This window comes from Acidiphilium sp. 20-67-58 (assembly GCF_002255515.1).
In the GTDB taxonomy this organism is placed as follows: Bacteria; Pseudomonadota; Alphaproteobacteria; order Acetobacterales; family Acetobacteraceae; genus Acidiphilium.
On record NZ_NCAS01000021.1, the window covers coordinates 16276 to 34428 of the forward strand.

Below are 18153 nucleotides of genomic sequence, written 5' to 3' on the forward strand. Positions count from 1 at the left end.
TGTTGATTGACTGGTAATTTTTTAAAACTAACTGTTTGTGAGCGCAGCAGGATACGGAGCATAACGTGTCATCTTCAATATCTTATGGAACTGTTTCAATAACGACCGGCTTGAATGGAACGACCAATCTTTTCTCTGTCGACCAGTCGATCCAGTCGATCGTTCAGCAGCAGCTGAACAACAACATAAACAATATCGTTACCCTGCAATCGGCCTATTCCGGGGCGAGTGTTACGCCCCTGTCCCTGAACAGCGCTGGCACCACGGCTTCACCCCTTCCGCCGGCACCGACCAGCACGAATTTCTATATCGATACCCTGATTACCGGCACGGTCACAGGTGGGGGCAGCATATTGTCTCTTCCCAATGGCCAGACTAACGGGGCCCCGACCAATGGCGGCATCAAAGGCATTGTCGCCGGCTTCAGCGGCAATGAAACCATCACCGGCGGCTCCGGGTATAACGCTCTCATCGTCACCGGCAACACAACCAACCTGACCTTCGACCCGCAGGGCGGCTCGGGCATCGACACCATTTATGCCGGCGGGGGCAACAACAATTTCACCCTCGACGGTTATTGGTACGATGTTGTCGCACCGAGCGGCAACAACACCATCACGGCGGCTCCGAATGTCAATGGCAGCGCAAGCTACGACCACATCACGACCACCGGCGGCAACAACACGCTCAATCTGAATGCCGGCTTGGACACAGTTGTGTCCGGCGGCAACGACACGATCAATGTGGGAACCGCGAAGGCCGCCATCACGGCTACGGGCAAGGCCCTGGTCAAGCTGAAGCGGGTGGATACCGGATATAACTCGGTCAACGCCTCCGGCGCGACAACGGTGTGGGCGAATGGCACGCACGATTCAGCCACGATCAGCGGGCAAGGTGGCCTCTGGTCCGATGGCAGCGCCAACACGATTACCGATTCGGGCACCGGCCAGGCCCTGATTACCGGCAAGAACAACTCGATCACCGCCAGCGCCGCCGCCCCTGTCGCCATTTTCGGGCAGAACAACGCGGAAACCGCTACGGGGTCGAATGTTCTCCTAGCCTACGGGTCGAATAACACTGTCTACGCCACCGGCGCTGATACCGTCGTTGCCGACGGCAGCAACAATACGATCACTGCGTCGGGAACGAGTGACATCTTCGTCAACGGCTCGCAAAACGCGGCGATCACCACGAGCAACAGCAACAGCTTCGTCTTTATGGCGAGCACGACAGGCGCGGGTAACTCTGCAACGCTTGGCGGCACATCCTATGCGCTTGCGGCTGGCAACAGTTCCATTGTCAGCGCCGGGCAGAATTTTACCCTCTATGTCAGCGGCAACAATAGCGAGACGTTGAACGGCGGCTCAAAGGCTTTCCTGTTAGGTGGCAACGAGACGATCACTGCGACCGGAACGAGCGCGGCCAGCGTCTATGGCGGCGTGGGGACGCTGGATTTCATCGGCGGCAATGGCCAGGGCGTGATCACCCGCGGCACCGGAAGCGTCACCGCCCTTGGCGGGTCGGGCGGGCTGGTGGCCTTTGGCGGCTCGAGCGGCAACAACTCGCTGACCGGCTCCACCGGCTCGGTGACGCTGTATGGCGGCGGTAGCGGCGACACGCTGACCGGCGGTTCGGGGACCAATTACCTCTTTGCCGGCGCCGGGAACGAAACGCTCGTCGGCGGCGCGAAGGCAACCGCGAACTACTTCACGTTCGACAGCGGATCTGCCAACAAGTCTGACCTGATCAGCAATTTCCGGAGCGGTACCGACAAAATCAACCTCTCCGGCAATGTCTCCGTCAGCAGCCAGTCCGTCGTCTCGGGCGGCCTCAACCTGCTTCTGAACGACGGAACCCAGATTCTCGTCAGCGGGCTCAGCAACAAGCTCAGCGCCAATCTTTCCGGATCGACCACCACTCTTTCCTGATCCCGGCACGGTCGCCCTCCCGCCCGGAGGGCGACCGCTCTTACGAGAAAACCGGCGATGGGGCGCCCGCGCCTGCCCCGCGCTCGGGCGGTTATCCACCTTATCCACCTTTTCCACAGCCCTGTGGCCCGCATCGCGTGCTGTCGCGCGCCGGGATGACGCGCTAAGAGCGGCAGATGGACATCTCCGAGCTTGCCCGGCCGGGCGCCGCGCCGAAACTACCCCCTGCCAATCTCGAGGCCGAACAAGCCCTGCTCGGCGCCCTGCTGGCCAACAACAAGGCCTATGAGCGGGTTTCGGAATTTCTCGCTCCGGAGCATTTCGCCGATGCGGTGCATGGGCGGATTTACGAGGCGATCGCCCGGCGGATCGAGGCCGGGCAGGTCGCCGATCCGGTCACGCTGCGGGCGACCTTCGAACACTCCGGCCTGCTCGACGATGTCGGCGGCACCGCCTATCTCGGCCAGTTGCTCACCGCGATGGTCGGCATCATCAATGCCGGCGATTATGGTCGGATCATCTACGATGCCTGGATCCGCCGGCAACTGATCGAGCTCGGCGAACTCACGGTCAATCGCGGCTTCGGGTCGGACCCCGAGCTCGACGGCACAGCGCAGATCGAGGCGGCGGAGCAGGCGCTGTTCGACCTCGCCACCAAGGGCGGCAGCGAGGGTGCCGCGATGACCTTCGAGGCCGCGCTGGCGATGGCGATCGACACTGCCGCCAAGGCCTTCGAGCGTGACGGCAAGGTCTCGGGCCTGACCACAGGCCTTACGGATCTCGACGCCCGGACCGGCGGGCTGCACCCGTCGGACCTGCTGATCCTCGCCGGCCGTCCCGGCATGGGCAAGACGGCGCTCGCCACAAAAATCGCCTTCGGCGCCGCCCAGGCCCTGCTGAGCGAGGCTCGCGCCGAAAACCCGAACGCCGAGGCGAAGCAATGCGTCGCGGTCTTCTCGCTCGAAATGAGCTCCGAACAGCTCGCCACCCGCCTTCTCGCCGAGGAGGCGCGCGTCTCCTCCGACCGCATCCGCCGCGGCGAGATCGGCCAGAAGGATTTCGACAATTTCGTCGCGGTGTCGCGCCGCATCGCCCGGCTACCGCTGATCATCGACGACACGCCGGCGATCACCCTCTCGGCGCTGCGCACCCGCTGCCGCCGGCTGCGGCGCACGCGCGGCCTCGCGCTCATCGTGGTCGACTATCTCCAGCTCATGCGCCCGGCCGCCGGCACCAGGCCGGACAACCGCGTGCTGGAAATCAGCCAGATCACCCAGGGGCTGAAGGCCATCGCCAAGGAACTCGCGGTGCCGGTCATAGCACTCTCGCAGCTCTCCCGCGCGGTGGAATCCCGCGAGGACAAGCGCCCGCAGCTTTCCGACCTCCGCGAATCCGGCACGATCGAGCAGGACGCCGACGCGGTGATGTTCGTCTATCGCGACGAATACTACCTCCAGGCCCGGATGCCGAAGCAGATGGCGTATGATTCCGAGGACAAGTTCCAGGACGCGCTGGCTAAATGGCAGCAGGACATGGAGACGGTGCACAACCGCGCCGAGCTGATCCTCGCCAAGCAGCGCCACGGCCCGACCGGCAAGATCGACCTGTTCTTCGAGGCCGAATTCACTCGATTCGCCGACCTCGACACCCAACATGAATGAGCGGTGAACGAACCGAAGGAGCGCGTGCGATGGCGACATCCGGCGGCAATGCCTGCGCCGGCCTGCCCGAGGCCGATCTTGCACGGATCGCGCAGGCGGCGTCGCGCTATGTCGCGGCGCACGGGCTGTTTGCCCGCCTGCTGAACCGGATCGGCCGCGGCACGGTAGGGGCGGCGGAGCGCGCGCTGAACCTGTTCCTGCCGAACAGCCGCCGGGCGATCGAGGACTACGCCTCCGAAGCCCTGTGGTCGCTGCTCGCCGCCTCGCGCGCCGGGCTCGCGCCACGCCGCGCGGGGCCGGCTTCCGAGCGGGTCTATCGCGGCGCCGTTGCGGCGAGCGGGGCAATCTCGGGGCTTGCCGGCGGCCCGCTCGCGCTGGCCGACATCCCGTTCACCATGGCGATGATGTTCCGCGCCATCGCCGAGATCGCCCGCAGCCACGGTGAGGATATCGACGATTTCGAGACGCGGCGCGCCTGCCTCGAAGTGTTCGGCTTCGGCACGATCCGCGGCGAGGAGGGCGAGGTCGAGGCCAGCTACTGGGCGGTGCGCGGCGCACTGACCCACGCGCCGCTTGCGCTGTTCCTGCGCACGATCGCCGCGCGGTTTTCCGTCATGCTATCCGAACAGGCGATGGCGGCGCTGGTGCCACTGGTCGGCGCCCTTTCGGGGGCGGGCGCCAACTACCTTTTCATGAGCCATTTCCAGACCATGGCGCAGGTTCACTTCACGATCCGCGACCTCGAGCGCCGGCACGATCCCGAGCAGGTGCGCGCCTGTTTCGACGCGCATGTCGCCCGGCTGCGGGAGCGCCGGCAACTGTTCCGCACCGCCGCATGAACCACCCGACCCTGACAATCGACCCCGGCGCCGTCGCCGCCAACTGGCAAGCTCTGGCCGACCGCCATGCGGGCGAGGTCGCCGGCGTGGTGAAGGCGGATGCCTACGGACTCGGCGCGGCGCTGATCGCCCCTGCACTTGCCGCGGCAGGCTGCCGCAGCTTTTTTGTTGCCACGCTCGATGAGGCGCTTTCGCTGCGCGCCCTGTTGCCGGCGGCGCGGATCGCGGTTCTCAACGGCTGCCCGCCCGGCGAGGAGCGCACGATGCACGCGCATCAGCTGATCCCGGTGCTCGGCTCGCTCGCTTCCTGCGCGCGCTGGCGCGAGGCGGCCGGCGATGACGGCGCGCCGCCTTCGTTCCTGCATGTCGATACCGGGATGAACCGGCTTGGCCTCGATCGTGACGAGGCGGCCCATCTCATCGCCCGTCCGGACCGTCTCGACGGGCTGGGACTGACGCATGTGATGACGCATCTCATCGCCGCCGAGGCGCCGGATGCGGCGGAAAACGTGGCACAGCAACGGCGTTTCGCTGCCTTCGCCGCGCAATTCCCCTGGCTGCGAACCAGCCTTGCCAATTCCTCCGGCCTGTTTCTCGGACCCGCATTCGGCTCCGACCTCGCCCGGCCCGGCTACGCGCTCTATGGCGGCAACCCGACACCGACGGCAGCGAATCCGATGCGCCCGACCATCACCCTCGCCGCGCCGGTCCTGCAAATCCGCGCGATCGCGTCGGGCGAGACCGTCGGCTACAACGGCACCTGGCGGGCGGCACGGCCCTCGCGCATCGCGACAATCGGCGTCGGCTATGCCGATGGGCTGCCGCGGTCGCTGTCGAACCGGCTGACGGCGCGCTGGCGGGGAAAGCTCATCCCGGTCGCGGGCAGGCTATCGATGGACCTGACGACGTTCGACGTCACCGATCATCCCGCCCTCGCCCCCGGCGACGTCATCGAGGTGATCGGTCCGGGCCATGACATCGATGCCATCGCCGCCGAAGCCGGCACGATCGGCTACGAGATTTTGACCTCGCTTGGCCCGCGCTATCGGCGGGTGGTGAAATCGGTATAATCCCGCGCATGAATCTCGTGCTCGACCCGATTGCCGCACTCGGCCGCCTTGCGCTCGGCTTCGTGACCACGCTCGGCGAACTCGCGCTCTTCGCCGTCGCCGGCCTGTCCGGCCTGGTGCGTCCGCCCTTCCATCTGCGGAATTTCGGCCGCGCGCTCATGGAAATCGGCTATTCGAGCCTGCCGGTCGTCGCTCTCACCGCGGTGTTCACCGGGATGGTGCTGGCGCTGCAGAGCTATGTCGGCTTCTCCCGGTTCGACAGTTCGAGCGTGATCGCGAGCGTGGTGGTGCTGTCCCTCACCCGCGAACTCGGCCCGGTGCTGGCCGGCCTGATGGTCGCCGGCAGGGCGGGCTCGGCGATCGCCGCGGAGATGGGCACGATGCGCGTGACCGACCAGATCGACGCGCTGACCACGCTCGCCACCGATCCGATGCGCTACCTCGTCACCCCGCGCCTGCTCGCCGGGGTGATCGCCCTGCCGCTGCTGGTGGTGATCGCCGATATTCTCGGCGTGGCCGGCGGCTTCCTTGTCTCCACCGTCAGGCTCGGCTTCGAGCCCAACGCCTATCTGCGCGACACGGTGAACTACCTGCACAGCAACGATGTCGTCTCCGGCCTGGTGAAGGCGGCAGTGTTCGGTTTCGTGATCGCGCTGATGGGATGCTTTCACGGCTACCGCTCGCGCGGCGGCGCGCAGGGCGTTGGCGGTGCGACCACGGCGGCGGTGGTCTCCGCCTCGGTGCTGATCCTGGCACTGGACTACCTCATGACCCAGGCGTTCTTCTCGTGAGCGGCGGCGGGACAACCGAGCCGAAGATCCGCATCCGCGGGCTGCGCAAGAGTTTCGGCGCAAAGCGCGTGCTGGACGGCGTGGATCTCGACGTGATGCCGAAGACCAGCACGGTCGTGATCGGTGGATCGGGCACCGGCAAGTCGGTTCTGCTCAAATGCATTCTCGGCCTGATCCCGCCAGATGAGGGTGAAATCTGGATCGATGGGGAAAACCTGCTCACCGCGCGGCCGGCGCGCGCCCGCGCGCTGCGCGACCAGATCGGCATGCTGTTCCAGAACGGCGCGCTGTTCGATAGCCGGCCGGTCTGGGAAAACGTCGCGTTCGGGCTGCTGGCACGCGGCCGCGTCACCCGCGCCGAGGCGCGCGGGATGGCCGGAGGCATTCTTGCACAGGTCGGGCTCGATTCGAGCGTCGGCGAGCTTTCACCTTCCGAACTCTCGGGCGGGATGCAGAAGCGCGTGGCACTGGCGCGGGCGATCGCGGCCGAGCCGTCGATCATGTTCTTTGACGAGCCGACGACGGGACTCGACCCCATCATGGGCGCGGTGATCGATGGGTTGATCGTCGATTGCGTGAAGCGCCTGGGCTCGACCTCGATCACCATCACCCACGACATGGCGAGCGCGCAGCGAATCGGCGATCGCATCGCCATGCTGCAGGATGGCAGGATCGTCTGGGAGGGCGACGCCGCGCGGGTGATGAACAGCGGCAACGAGATGGTGGACCAGTTCACCCACGGCCGCCGCGAAGGACCGATCCGGATGGCGCTGCGCCGCTGAAACGCATCTCGTCTGGCGGATCCAGCCGCCCTCGACGACGTCCCGCATGATGCTCCGTTTATCAATATCGTAGGCCACCACATCCGATCGGATCGGCCGATGGCGCAAAACTCGTCCAATGAAAAAGCCTCGGGTTTATGGCCCGAGGCTTCTGAAATATCGCGATTCCGAGCAACATCCGACATATCAGAACCGGATGTTGCTCTAAAAACTTCAGTTGATGACCGACCCACCAACGAATTTCGTAAGCTGGCTGGCGTTGTAACCAACCATCGTTATCTGCGAACCATCCGACAGCATGACAGCGGCGGCGCCGGTCGGATAGATGCTGGCAGTGATATTGTTGACGGAGCTGATGACCACACCGTTGCGTGCAACCACCTGGTCCGTGGCCATGTTGAAGTTTTCGAGGACCGAACTTCCGCCACCGGCCGTGGAATTGGAGACAAAATATGTGTTGGTCGCACCCGTAACTGTCGAGCCGTAAATTGTCGAAGAGCTTGAGGATGTGAAGAAATATTGAGCGCCCGCGCCGGCAGACGAAATCACGTCGTTACCGGAACCCGCAGCGAACAGGTTGTTATTGGTGGCTTGAGAGGCGCCCAGCGTCTCATTGCCGACGCCGGCAAAGAGGTCGTTGTTATTGGACGTCGAGAATGTCGCGTTGTAGCCGGCAGCGAGGGTGTCGCCGTTACCACCACCAACCAGCGTAAACGATCCATTGCCAGCGACCAGTTGGTTGTTACCGGCCGTGCCGCCGTAAAGTAGACCGCCGGCATTGCCGCCGAAGGCCGTCACTGAGCCGCGCTGCCCAAGAACGACCACAGAGCCTGTTCCATTGTTGATGAAGTCGACAGAGCCGGCATACCCATTGGGGATGCCGACCCGAACCGTTGCTGAGCCGGTCGCATTCACCGTGTCGTTGCCGTTCAGCACTCTGACGAGATCGTTGCCGCCGGACAGTGAAATCTGGTTGTCGCCAGCAGCATTGATCGTCGTATTGCCACCCAAACCGTAGATCGTATTAGTCCCGGCCCCGCTACCGCCAGTCGTGATCAGGGCAGCAGTCTGCGACCCGATAAAGTAGGTGCTTGCCTGGCCATTGCCGGTTACCGAAATCGTGCCCGGCGCCTGCAAGATTACGTTGCTCGTGCTCGACGGCACCGTGACGGCAACATTGACGCTACCAGGCGAAGTTACGCCTGTTCCGCTGGTATTGGTGACTTCATAAATCCCGCCGGTAGACTGTGAGCCTGCGGTGCTGAAAGTCTGGGGGATCACGGCATCGAAATCGATCAGGTCGACAGTGCCCTGAGCCGCCGCGCTAAAATCCGCGTTGAGCAAGGATTGGAGAGATGCAACCTGCGATGGGGTAAGATTGCTGGTCGGAATCGTCACAATTCCAGTCAGCTTTTGATTATTAACACCACCACCAATTGAAATACTCTGACTCATACCGAAAGCTCCTGAAAATCGTCCTTAACCAATGGTTACCAAATATCCTGTTCAGGGTTTCCGAGCAAGAGAATAGATAGGAAGTTATAATATCAAAAACGATACTTATATTATAAAAGAAACTCAAAATCAGTGAATTTCTCATATTAGGATTTTTGTCTGACCTCCCAATCAAAAATCTGTCTCAATAATCTATATTGATTGTTTTTTTAGATTATTTCTCTTATTTTAACTAACGCAGCCGCATTGTCGAATTTGTCTTATTATTTATTTTTCTCTGTCTCGGCTGCGGTAGCCCCTGAAATCTCCGGTGGGGAATTTCAGGGGCCGGTCAGCTCCGCAGACGGCCGGTCAGGATTTTGCGCCGGTCATCCGTAATGTGCCGGATTCCGGCCGCTACGCGATCGTGAGGATGATCTTGCCGATATGCGTGCTGTCTTCCATCAGCTGGTGGGCGCGCGCGACCTCACGCCAGGGCAGCGTCTGCGCAATCACCGGCTGGATCTGCCGCGACTCCAGCCACGGCCACACGGTCTGGCGCAAGGCGCTGGCGATTGCCCCCTTCTCCGCGGTGCTGCGCGGGCGCATCGTCGATCCCGTCACGGTAAGGCGATTGACCATGATGGGGAGCAGGTCGATGTCGTGCGCCACGCTGCCGCCCATGAAGGCGATCTGCACCAGGCGACCCGACCGCCGCAACGCACGCAGGTTCCGGCTGGCATAGGGCGCCCCGACCATGTCGAGCACCACGTCGACACCGCGCCCATCGGTCAGGCGTTTGATCTCGTCAAGGAAATCCTGCTCGCGATACTGGATTGCCGCGGTCGCGCCGAGTCCCACACAGGCCTCGCACTTCGCGGCCGAACCGGCCGTGACATAGACGGTCGCACCGTGCTGCCGGGCCATCTGGATCGCGGCGACACCGATTCCCGATGTCCCGCCATGGATCAGGACCGATTCGCCCGGCGCCAGCCGCCCGAGGTCGAACAGGTTGGCCCAGACGGTGAAATAGGTCTCCGGCAACGAGGCCGCCTCGATCGCGCTGAACCCTTCCGGCCAAGGCAGGCACTGCGCCGCCGGAACCGCGACGTATTCCGCATAGGCGCCGCCATTGCACAAGGCTGTCACCCTGTCACCGACCGCCCAGCGGTCAACGCCGGTGCCGCAGGCGGCGATCGTCCCGGCGGCCTCAAGCCCGAGGATCGGGCTCGCGCCCGGCGGCGGCGGATAGGCGCCCTTGCGCTGCTGGATATCCGGCCGGTTCACCCCGGCAGCGGCGACCCGGATCAGAACCTCGCCCTCGCGCGGCGCCGGGACGGGGCCGGTCGCGAACGACAAGACCTCGGGACCGCCGGGTTGCTCGAACGTGACATGCTCCATGGTCGCGGGATGGCTCATCGGATGTCTCCTTGATTGGCGGCTGGATTTCGGGGGCATGGCACGGCGTCGGCGGCGCCTATCCGGCCATGTCTCTCACCTATATATATGAGCCATGATCGATCAACCGCATCGCCCTGCTTGCGCGTGACCCGCCCGCTCTCCCGCCGCGGCGTGATTGCCGGCATCGGCCTTGCGGGATTTGGCCTCCGGCCGGCGGTGGCGGCAAAGCCGCTTGTGGCCAACGGGACACGCCGCCGCCTGCTGATCGGCACGCTGTTCCCCGAAACCGGCCCGCAGACGCTGCTCGGCGATGAGGCGTGGCGCGGCGTGGCACTCGCCATTGATGCCGCCCGCACCAGGATCGACGCGGATATCGAAGTGATACGAGCCAATGCGGCTGACCCCGACGCTTCCATCCAGGCCATGATCCGCAAGGCCGGAAAGGCTCCGTCGATCGACATGATCCTTGGCAGCCAATCCTCCACCGCGTCCTTCGCCGCGACCGCCGCCGCCGAGCTCGCCGGGATTCCCTATGTCGAACTCGACGCACCCGCCGCCGGCATCACCATGCGCAATTTCCGGATCTTGCGGCGGACTTGCACAACAACCGCGGCCTTCACCGCGGCCACCGAAGCGGCGATTGCGCGGATCCTGGCGCCCGGGTGGAACACCACCGCCGCGCGCCTGCGCATTGCCCTGCTGTTCGATATCGGCGCCACCGACGGCTCCTTTGCCGGTATCCTGCTCGCGGGCTTGCGGCAGGAGGGCCTCCCGGTGACGCTCAGCATGGCCCATGCCACGACCGCACCTGATCTCGACGAGGAGGTGGGGCGCATGCGGGATGCCCGGATCGACCTGCTGATCCATGCCGGGCGGACCGATCATGTCCTGCTGCTCTACCAGGCGATGCAGGAGGCGCGCTGGCGTCCCCGCATGATCATCGGCACGGGGCCAGGCTACGGGCTTGCCGAAATCGGCCAGACCCTTGGCGGGGCGATCGACAATACGATGGTGATCGGCAACCCGCTCTACGGCCCGGCCGCCGCCGGAATCGCTGCTGCCTATCAGGCGCGCTACGCCGCCCCGCCGCGCGGCGCCGCCAGCCTGACCACCCATGTCGGCACGACAATCGCCATCGAGGCCTGGCGACGGCGGCAAAAGCTGCCAGCGGCGCTCTCGGCCATCAACCTGCCGCGCGGAAGCCTGCCAAACGGCTGGGGCATCAAATTCGATTCGCGCGGCCAGAACCAGGCAAGCTTCGTCACGCTGCAGCAATGGCGCAACGGCGCGCTCGTGACCATCGATCCGAAAATCCCCGGCGCGGCAAAGCCGGTCCTCACGTTCTAGAGCACTTTCCGATCCTTCCGGATCGGATGTAGTGCTCTATCTTTTTGATAAATAGAGCATCTTTATCCGATCAGATGATTCCATCTGATCGGATGATGCTCTAGAGCACGTCACCCGACCCGGATGGATCGGACGACGCGCTCTATCCCGTTGATAATGAAAGCATCTTTATCCGATCAGATGATCCCATCTGATCGGTTGATGTTCTAGGATCCCGGTGCGACCGGCGGCTGCGCCGCGAAATAGGCCGCAACAGCCTTGATCTGGGCCGGGCTGAGCATGTCGGCGATGTTCTGCATGAGATGCGTGTTGCCCTCGTGCCGGGCGCCGCCCTGCCATGCCTTCAATTGCGCCTCGAGATAGTTCACCGGCTGACCGGCGAGCCGGGGGAATTCCGGCTCCAGGCCCCGCCCGCCAGCGCCGTGGCAGGAATCGCAGGCCGGGATCGCGTGGTCGGTACCGGCGCCGACGCCGTGGATCGCGAGGGTCTCGCCGACATTGTCCTTCGGGGCCGCCGGCAGCGAGGCCGGTGCGACCACCGGCAGGCCGTGATAATATTCGGCAATCGCCTTGCGCTGGGCCGCGTTCAGCCCCCCCGCGAAGCTGCTCATCATGCCGTTTCGCCTTGTGCCGTGCTTGAAGGCGTAAAGCTGTTGTTCGAGGTAGTTCACGGGTTGCCCGGCGAGTGCCGGAAACCCGGCCGCCGGATTGCCCATGCCGTTCTGGGCGTGGCAGCCGGCGCATTGCGCCGCCTCGGGCGGCGGGGCGGCCTGAGCCACCCCGAAACCGGCCAACAATGCGATTACCGCCAGCACACCACTTTTCCGAATCATGTCCATCCAGTCCTGAATTACCGATATCGTATGCTTTTCGTAGTCTTAAACCGTTGGCGCGCCGCGTTCCATACGGCAAGCGGGCGGAACCGATGCCGGCACCTTCCCATCAACGCGGACGAGGGAAAAATCGGTGCATCCCGGCCCATCGATCTGCCCGGCCATCGCCCCGCCCGCGCCGTCGATGCGGCCGCGCAGCCCCACCCAGACGAAATGTTGCGGCCGAAGCAGCCACATTGTCGGCCTCAAGGCAAGATGGCCGGACGCCGCGTCATAACGGCCGGCCATGGAGAAGCAGCCCGGCGGCACGTGAGGATTGCCTACGAGAGCATGGAAAAAGAACAGCGCCCGAACCTTGCCGGGCCCGGCCGGCGTAATCGTCAGGTCCAGCGCCGTGTTGCCCTGCGCGCAATGATAATGGCCCGACCACCTGCCGGTCGGCGCGGCGAGGATGCGGCCGGGCCCGATGGTTCCGGCCAGCGCGCCGGCAAGGACAACAGCCCGCAACACGACATGGCGGCGGCGGATCACGACGGCGCGCCCGCAATCGTGGCCCGGACGATCGACGGGGTAAGCACCTGCGGCAGAACCACCGGTGCGGCGTGTCCGGGTGGGTAATAGACATAGATCGGCACGCCATCCCGCCCGTGCGCGGCAAGGAAGCGGGTGATCGCGGGATCGCGCCGGGTCCAGTCGCCGACCATGAGCGTCACGTGCCGTGCCGCGAACAGGCGCTGCATCGCGCGCGGCGCCAGCGCCACCCGCTCGTTCACCTGGCAGGTGATGCACCAGGCGGCCGTCATGTCGACGAACACGGGCTGACCAACCTGGCGCAGCGCCGCGAGCTTCGCCGGGGAATAAGGCACGGCGCTGCGCGGCACAGCACCGGCCAGCGCGGCAGACCCTGTCGCATCGGCGGGTACGACCTGGGGCAGGAGCAGCACCGCCCCGATCACCGCGAGAACCGCGAACCCACGGAGGAGAAGTCCCTGGAAGCGCAGCAGCCAGAGCGCGAAGCCGATCAGCAGCGCGCCGGCGCCGACGATCAGCACGCCTGACGATCCGGCCTCGACCGACATCACCCAGAGCAGCCAGACCGCGGTGCCGAACATCGGGAACGCAAGGACCTGCCGCAGGGTCACCATCCACGGTCCGGGCCGCGGCAAAATCCGGCCGATCGCGGGGGCTGCCGCCAGCACCACGAAGGGCAGGCCGATGCCAAGCCCGAGGGACGCGAATATGCTCAGCCCGAGGATAACGGGTGCGGCCAGCGCCGCGGCCAGCGCGCCGCCCATGAACGGCGCCGTGCACGGCGTGGCAACCGCGACGGCGAGCAGCCCGGTTGCGAAACTGCCGAGCACGCCGCCATGGCGCGCCATCCCGGCGCCGAGGCGCTCGAGCCCGGAAATCTCGAACAGGCCGGCAAAGTTCAGCCCGATCGCAAAGACGATCCAGGCCATCACGGCGATGAAGACCGGCGACTGGAACTGGAAGCCCCACCCCAGCGCCTCGCCGCCGGCGCGCAAGGCCAGCAGCCCGCTGCCGAGCAGCAGCATCGCGGCGACGGTGCCTGCCGCATAGGCCAGCGCCTCGCGCCGGGCGAGCGGGCGGTCGTCATGGCCGAGCCGGGCCAGGGCCAGCGCCTTGATCGCCAGCACCGGAAACACGCAGGGCATCAGGTTGAGGATCAGCCCGGCCAGCACCGCAGCACCGAGCCAGACGATCCAGGGCGTGCCGGCAAGCGGCGGCGGTGCAGCGCCCGGCGCGGCGTGCAGCGTCAGCGCCTGCATCCGGCCCGAGGGATCGGTGATCTCGATCACGCCGGCGGCCGCGGTCATCGGCGGATGCGCGGGTTTGAGCCGGAGGGTGAAGCCGTTGCGCACGAAACCGAGGCGCTGCGGCGCCGCGTTGACGATGACGGTGGAATCGTAGGGATAGAAATGCGCGCGCTTCACCACGCCGCGGCCAAGGCCGACGCCGGTGACGGCGAGGGTGCCATCCGGCGCGATGCGCGCGCGATAGGGCAAGGGACGCGGCAGCGCCGCATGCGCGGCACGGAACAGCGCAGCCTCGGCCGACGGACCACCTGCAAGGGCGAGATGGAAACTGCCGTGCTCGGGCACGCAGAGCTTGGGATTGCAGACCAGCCAGTCGGCCTTCGCGTCGATCGCCGAAACACCCGCTCGCGGCAGCGTCACGGTAAAGGGCAGCAGCACCGTGCCGCTCTCGATATAATCGCCAACCCCGCCGCCGGCGACCAGCCAGTGCGGCGGCGGAAAGGCGAACGGGCCGGACTTCGCCCCCGCCGGTGCGGCGATCGACACGGTTGGGGCCTGCCCTGCATCGCCCGGATCGGACCAGTAGATGTGCCAGTCCGGCTTCAGCTGGAACAGCAGGCCGAGCGTGATCGTCCCGGAAGTCGGCGCGTTCGTGGCGGAGACGAGCGTGACCTCGGCGCGCGGCGAGGTAATCACGTTGCTGCGCGCCGCCCGCGCCGGGGCGATGGCTGCAAGGGCCAGAAACAGGCCGGCCAGAACGGGCAGAAGGCGTCTCATCGGCGCAATATCGCATATCGGGCGGTTCGGTGCTAACCGCCCGCCTCATGGACGAACTGCCGGTTGCCGCCATCCTGCCCGATCTCCGCGCGAGCCTCGCGCGATCGGCCAATGCAATCCTCGTCGCCCCGCCCGGCGCGGGCAAGACCAGCCTGGTGCCGCAGGCGCTGCTGGCGGCGGACTGGCTGGGCGGACAAAAGATCGTGATGCTCGAACCAAGGCGGCTCGCCGCCCGCGCCGCGGCGGAACGGATCGCGCAGCTGATCGGCGAGGCGCCGGGCGGCACGGTCGGCTATCGCACGCGGCTTGAGTCCGTGACCGGCCCGACGACGCGGATCGAGGTGATCACCGAGGGGCTGCTGACCCGCCGGCTGCTGACCGATCCCGGGCTCGATGGCATCGGTTGCGTGATTTTCGACGAGATTCACGAGCGCAGCCTCGAAGCCGATCTCGCCCTCGCCCTCACGCTCGACCTGCAGCGTGGTCTGCGGCCGGAGCTGCGGATCCTTGCAATGTCCGCCACCGCCGACATCGCGACCCTGACCGCGCTGCTGGACGCGCCGGTGATCGAGAGCGCGGGACGGGTCTATCCGGTGACGACCGAATTCGCCGCGCGCGACCTTGCCGATGCGCGGGATCTGCCGGCGGCACTGGCCCGCGCGGTGCGCGGCGCGCTGGCAGCGCATCGGGGCGACATTCTCGCCTTCCTGCCCGGTGTTGGCGAAATCCGCCGCGCCGCCGCGGCGCTGGAGGGCGCGCCGGCCGCGATCCTGCCGCTCTATGGCGACCTGCCGCCGGCGGAACAGGCACGGGTGCTGGCCCCTTCGAGCCAGCGGCGCGTCATTCTCGCGACCAGCATCGCGGAAACGTCGCTCACCGTGCCGGGGGTGCGCGTGGTGGTGGATGGCGGGTTCCGCAGGGCGCCGGAATTCGATACCGGCCGGGCGCTCACCCGCCTCGTCACGCGGCGGATCAGCCGGGCGGCGTCCACCCAGCGCGCCGGGCGCGCCGGGCGCGAGGCGCCGGGGGTCGCGATCCGGCTATGGACCGAGGCGCTGCATCGCGGCCTGCCGGAATTCGACCCGCCGGAAATCGCCGCCGCCGAGCTTTCCGGGCTGGTGCTGGCCTGCGTCGCCTGGGGTGCGGACGCGGCGGCGCTGCCCTTTCCCGAGCCGCCGCCGCCCGGCGCGCTGGCGCAGGCGCGCACCCTGCTCACCGATCTCGGCGCGCTCGATGCCACAGGGCGGATCAGCGCGGTCGGGCGGCGGATGGCCGAACTCGGCGCCGCCCCGCGCCTTGCGGCGATGATGCTGGCTGCCGATGGCGCGGCGGAGGCGGCGCTGGCCGCCGACCTCGCGGCCCTGCTCGAGGAGCGCGACCCGCTGCGCGAGGCGGGCAGCGCCGATATCGCGCTCCGGCTCGACGCGATCGCCGGGCGCGGCGGCGGCGATCGCGGGGCGATCGCGCGGATCCGCCAGGCGGCGGGCACCTATCGCGCGCGGCTCGGCCTGCGGCGGGATACGCAAGCGGGCGGCGATCCCGCCATGCTGATCGCCGCCGGCTTTCCCGACCGGATCGGCGTGCGCCGCGGCGAGCCGGGCAGTTTCCGGCTCAGCGAGGGGGGCGGCGCCAAACTCGATCCGGCCGACCCGCTGGCGCGCGCGCAGATGCTCGCCGTCGCCGCGCTGGGTGGGCGGGGCGCGCCGAAGATCGGGCTCGCGGCACCGATCAGCGTCGAGACGATCGAGGAGCGACTCGCCGCCCGCATCGTCACCACGCGGGAGATCGGGCTCGATGGCACCGGCGGCACGGTGATGGCGCGGGAGCGACGACGCTTCGGCGCGCTGGTGCTCGCCGAGCGCAGCACGCCGGCATCGCCCGCGGAGATCGAGGCGGCATTGCGCGCGGCAATTCGCGAGAAGCCGGGCCTGCTCGGCTGGAGCGACGGGGTGCGGCAGTTGCAGGCCCGCGTGGCGCTGATGCGGGAGATCGAGCCGGAGGGCTGGCCCGACCTGTCCGACGAGGCGTTGCGGGCGGATTTCGAGACCTGGCTGTTTCCCTATCTCGCCGGGATGAGCCGGCTGAAGGAGGCGGCGGCGCTCGACCTGCTCGCCATCCTGCATGACCATCTCGGCCATGAGCGCGTCCGCGCGCTGGATTCGGCCCTGCCGCCGCGGATCGAGGCGCCGGGAGGTGAAGTGCCGATCGACTATACCGTCCCGGTGCCGGTGGCGGCGGCGCGGGCGCAGGCCTTCTACGGCAGCGACGCGACGCCGCGCCTCGCCGGCGGAGCGGTGAAATTGCAGATCGCGCTGCTCTCGCCGGCCGGGCGGCCGATCGCGGTGACCGGGGATCTCGCCGATTTCTGGCGGCGCGGCTGGGCGGATGCGCGCAAGGACATGCGCGGCCGTTACCCCAAGCATGAGTGGCCGGAAGAGCCGTGGCGCGCACCGGCAAGGCCGCGCGGGCGGCGATAGGCACCTGCCGCCGAGGAACAGGAGAGGCGGCTGGCGCGGCGCCGGAACGGCGGTTAGGATTTCAATCTCACCTCTCGGGGCATCGGTCATGCGCTTTTGCCGGGTGCGGCGATCTGGGCTGAAGCTGGCGATCGGGATTCTGCTTGCCGCCATGACGTGCGCGCGAGCGGCGGCGCCGGCGCGGCGTCCCGCCTTCCCGCTCGCCAGCGAGGCCGCGATCTTCAACCATGTCGGCCACCGCTTCACCGTGTTCCGCTTCCGCGACGATCCGCTGATCGTCGTGATCGACTGCCCGGACCTCGAAGCGCAGGGGCTGATGTTCGACCGTATCGCAGCACTGATCGAGAAGGCCGCGACGCCGCGGGACAGGGTGCTGGACGAGGCGGCCTTCCACCGGGCGCTGGCGGCGGCGAACCTGTCGGTGGCGACGTATTATTACGGTAACGACTATCCGGCTGCGGCCTTGCGCCGCTTCTACCGCCTTGCCGGGGCCGAGCGCGTGACGCTGACGAAGCAGGAACGCCGGCTGGAGCAGATCGCGCGGGAGGAGGGCTTTCTCCGGCCGGGGGCCAACGGCGCGGTGATTTCGATTCCCCAGGCGGCGGGAAGCCGGCGCGTCGGCTGGCAGACCCGCGCGGTCATTCTCCGCCACGAACTGGCGCATGGCGCCTATTTCACCCTTCCGGCCTATCGCGCCTATGTCCACCATTTCTACGATACCGCCATGACCGCGCGGGAGCAGGCGGCCTTTCGCGGGTTTCTGGTCGCCTCCGGCTACGATCCCGCCGATCGCGACCTGATCGTGAACGAGACGATCGCCTACATGGTCTTCACCCGCGATCCGAATTTTTTCGCAGCTGCGACCGTGGGGCTGAGCGCGGCGCGGCTGGCCTCGCTGCGGCGTCGGTTTGTCGGCGGCATGCCACATTTCTGGCTCCGCCGGATGGCCAGCGCCCCCCTGCCCGCGCATCACGCGCCCCCCTTGCCGGGCGCGTCCGGAACAGGCAGTTTCCGTGACCGATAATCAATCAACCG

14 protein-coding genes are annotated in these 18153 nt (G+C 66.7%); 9 read left to right on the forward strand and 5 right to left on the reverse strand.

Annotation, left to right across the window (positions count from 1 at the left end):
* The first annotated feature begins 110 nt into the window (after window positions 1-110).
* From B7Z76_RS09745 to B7Z76_RS09770, 6 genes are all read left to right on the forward strand, one after another.
* The gene (locus B7Z76_RS09745) at window positions 111-1928 is read left to right on the forward strand and encodes a calcium-binding protein (RefSeq protein ID WP_174504064.1); all 1818 of its coding nucleotides are present in this window, start codon (window positions 111-113) and stop codon (window positions 1926-1928) included.
* A 176-nt stretch (window positions 1929-2104) separates the two neighbouring features.
* Entirely contained in the window at window positions 2105-3589 is a 1485-nt protein-coding gene (locus tag B7Z76_RS09750; RefSeq protein ID WP_174504063.1) for a replicative DNA helicase, read from the forward strand.
* Between the two features lie 29 nt (window positions 3590-3618).
* Window positions 3619-4428 carry an EcsC family protein gene (locus B7Z76_RS09755; protein WP_174504062.1) on the forward strand — a complete coding sequence of 270 codons (810 nt, stop codon included), beginning with the start codon at window positions 3619-3621 and terminating at the stop codon, window positions 4426-4428.
* Complete coding sequence (alr, locus tag B7Z76_RS09760; protein WP_291343633.1) at window positions 4425-5498, forward strand: alanine racemase; 1074 nt, start codon at window positions 4425-4427, stop codon at window positions 5496-5498. The genes B7Z76_RS09755 and alr overlap by 4 nt, the downstream gene beginning before the upstream one ends.
* Before the next feature lie 8 nt (window positions 5499-5506).
* Complete coding sequence (locus B7Z76_RS09765) at window positions 5507-6289, forward strand: ABC transporter permease (RefSeq protein WP_174504060.1); 783 nt, start codon at window positions 5507-5509, stop codon at window positions 6287-6289.
* Window positions 6286-7071: an ABC transporter ATP-binding protein gene (locus tag B7Z76_RS09770; RefSeq protein WP_291343635.1), complete on the forward strand. Its 786-nt coding sequence runs from the start codon at window positions 6286-6288 to the stop codon at window positions 7069-7071. Before B7Z76_RS09765 ends, B7Z76_RS09770 begins: the two co-directional genes overlap by 4 nt.
* A gap of 213 nt (window positions 7072-7284) precedes the next feature.
* Here the strand turns inward: B7Z76_RS09770 and B7Z76_RS09775 are convergent, their stop codons facing one another.
* Window positions 7285-8526 carry a hypothetical protein gene (locus B7Z76_RS09775; protein ID WP_291343637.1) on the reverse strand — a complete coding sequence of 414 codons (1242 nt, stop codon included), beginning with the start codon at window positions 8524-8526 and terminating at the stop codon, window positions 7285-7287.
* A 396-nt stretch (window positions 8527-8922) separates the two neighbouring features.
* Window positions 8923-9924, reverse strand: a complete 1002-nt coding sequence (locus tag B7Z76_RS09780; RefSeq protein ID WP_291343638.1) for an NAD(P)H-quinone oxidoreductase — start codon at window positions 9922-9924, stop codon at window positions 8923-8925.
* A 126-nt stretch (window positions 9925-10050) separates the two neighbouring features.
* On the opposite strand from B7Z76_RS09780, the gene B7Z76_RS09785 reads away from it, so the two are divergent.
* Window positions 10051-11253 carry an ABC transporter substrate-binding protein gene (locus B7Z76_RS09785; RefSeq protein WP_236656523.1) on the forward strand — a complete coding sequence of 401 codons (1203 nt, stop codon included), beginning with the start codon at window positions 10051-10053 and terminating at the stop codon, window positions 11251-11253.
* A 206-nt stretch (window positions 11254-11459) separates the two neighbouring features.
* Here the strand turns inward: B7Z76_RS09785 and B7Z76_RS09790 are convergent, their stop codons facing one another.
* The 3 genes from B7Z76_RS09790 to B7Z76_RS09800 are packed head-to-tail and all read right to left on the reverse strand — an operon-like array spanning window position 11460 to window position 14641.
* Window positions 11460-12086, reverse strand: a complete 627-nt coding sequence (locus tag B7Z76_RS09790) for a c-type cytochrome (RefSeq protein ID WP_236656400.1) — start codon at window positions 12084-12086, stop codon at window positions 11460-11462.
* Between the two features lie 45 nt (window positions 12087-12131).
* Window positions 12132-12617: a hypothetical protein gene (locus B7Z76_RS09795; protein WP_236656399.1), complete on the reverse strand. Its 486-nt coding sequence runs from the start codon at window positions 12615-12617 to the stop codon at window positions 12132-12134.
* Complete coding sequence (locus tag B7Z76_RS09800; protein WP_174504053.1) at window positions 12614-14641, reverse strand: protein-disulfide reductase DsbD; 2028 nt, start codon at window positions 14639-14641, stop codon at window positions 12614-12616. The genes B7Z76_RS09795 and B7Z76_RS09800 overlap by 4 nt, the downstream gene beginning before the upstream one ends.
* A 47-nt stretch (window positions 14642-14688) precedes the next feature.
* Between B7Z76_RS09800 and hrpB the strand changes: the two genes are divergently transcribed.
* Together hrpB and B7Z76_RS09810 are read left to right on the forward strand one after the other, a co-directional pair.
* A complete protein-coding gene (gene hrpB, locus B7Z76_RS09805; protein ID WP_174504891.1) occupies window positions 14689-17118 on the forward strand; it encodes an ATP-dependent helicase HrpB in 2430 nt (809 codons plus the stop codon).
* Window positions 17119-17269: 151 nt separating this feature from the next.
* A complete protein-coding gene (locus B7Z76_RS09810) occupies window positions 17270-18142 on the forward strand; it encodes a hypothetical protein (RefSeq protein ID WP_291343642.1) in 873 nt (290 codons plus the stop codon).
* Window positions 18143-18153 lie beyond the last annotated feature (11 nt).